Genomic DNA, 1,682 nt, shown 5'->3' with positions numbered 1-1,682 from the left:
CTAAGCCTCGATCCGTGGAGCCGCCTGGTTCAGCGGTCTGAGTTTGGGTGATTTGGGTGTTTCGGTGGGCGGGCAGCGTGGGTCTGCTGGTCTGCCCAGCCTTTCCACGTTGGGTTTGCGGTTGGTGCCGTGTCTGGCGGGTGGTCGGTGGTCAGGCCGCGGTTGGTGGTCCGGTCGCGGGTCCGAACACTGTCGTCCAGAGGGTGGTCCATTGCTGGGTCCAGGGCCAGTGCGCGGGTAGGTGCAGGACTCGGCGGCGCTGGGGTCGGGCCAGCCGGGCTGGGACGGTGACGATGTGCCGGCGAAGCGTCGCCCCGCGGGCGACGGCGTGGGTGTTGCTGGTCAGGGTGCCGGCGGCGCGGAGCAGGTTGTGGGTGATGGCCGTGCAGATCGCCCAGGCGCTGTTGGCCGCGAAGCGGCCAGAAGGCAGGTGGGCCAGTGGTCCGTCGATCAGGTCGGCGAACACGGTCTCGATGATGGCGTGCCGGCGGTGGGTCAGGTCTGCCTCGACGGCGGGTTCGGTGCTGTTGGTGAGGAACGGGTGGTAGCGCCAGACCGGGAACAGTTCGTCGGTCTTGGCGCGGTCGCGGACGCGGCGCACGATCAACCGCGCGGTGACGGGGTGTTTGGTGCTGGCGAACGCGGTGAAGGTGACCTCGGCGACCTCGGCGTCGGAGATCAGCTGCCCGGTGTCGGGGTCGACGACCGCGCCGGGGTAGTGCACCGGTGTCCACGCGCCGTCGGGAATGGTGGCGGTCGCGGCGTTCACCGGGCGGTTCTTGGTCAGCACCAGCGAGAACCGCACCTTGGCCTTCACACAGGCGGCGACCACGGCGCTGGTGCCGTAGGCGGAGTCCCCGCGGACCAGGATCTCGCCAGTGGCCCCGCAGGCGCGGGCGGTGCGGATCGCCTCGCGGACCATCGATGCCGCGCCCTTGCCGGACCCGGTCTTGCCTGCGCGGAGCCGGATCCCGGCCACCACCGGTGCCCCTTGCTCGGTGGAGATCGTGGTGGCCAGCGGCGACAGGCCCCGGCGCAGGACCTGTTTCCCGGCGATCTTGGTGTGGCCGAAACTCGCGCCCTGCTTGCCGTGCCCGAACACCGGGCGCAGCAGCGAATCAATGTCCACATACGCCCGGGTCCCGATGCCGGGCAACAGCCCGCTGCAGCCGACCAGGTTGACCAGGTGTGCCCGCGCCACCGACGCCAACTGCAGGCCGTGGCCGTGGGTGAACTCGCGCAGGAACTGCCCCAGCGTCGCCGGCGCGTACACCTGCTCGAACAGCCGCGGCATCCCGCCGGAGCGAATCTGGTCCAGGTCGTCGATGCTGTCTGCGCCGGCGGCCATCCCGGCGATGATCGAGGTGACCTTGCCCGCAGGGTTCGCCCCGGCCGACTTCACCGCCGTCTGGTTGATCGAGACCTTGCCCGAGATCAGCTCCGACAGGCCAGCCTGCTCGGCCAGCGCCATCACCGGCACCAACCCGGCACACGACACGAGGTTCTCGTCATCGAACAACGGCGTGGCCTGCGACCACGCATGCGGTAGTTTCACTCTCAGTGCCTTCTGTGCTCGACAGGATCAGGACCTAGACAATCCCGATTCTCCTTGCCCAGAAGGCACTCCCACTATCTGACCCGCCGACGGATCAGCAACGCGTCCACGGATCCAGGCTAAGAGC

Annotated in this window: 1 protein-coding gene; it reads right to left on the bottom strand. The window is 69.1% G+C overall.

The window, feature by feature from the left end; all coding sequences use genetic code 11:
* Positions 1 to 151 precede the first annotated feature (151 nt).
* Positions 152 to 1,555 carry an IS1380 family transposase gene (locus EV644_RS44285; protein WP_132197860.1) on the bottom strand — a complete coding sequence of 468 codons (1,404 nt, stop codon included), beginning with the start codon at positions 1,553 to 1,555 and terminating at the stop codon, positions 152 to 154.
* Positions 1,556 to 1,682: the final 127 nt, after the last annotated feature.

Origin of the sequence: Kribbella orskensis (genome assembly GCF_004342085.1) — a bacterium.
Taxonomy (GTDB): domain Bacteria; phylum Actinomycetota; class Actinomycetes; order Propionibacteriales; family Kribbellaceae; genus Kribbella; species Kribbella orskensis.
The sequence above is the reverse complement of the archived record's forward strand: the minus strand, read 5'-3'. Positions and strand labels throughout refer to the sequence as shown.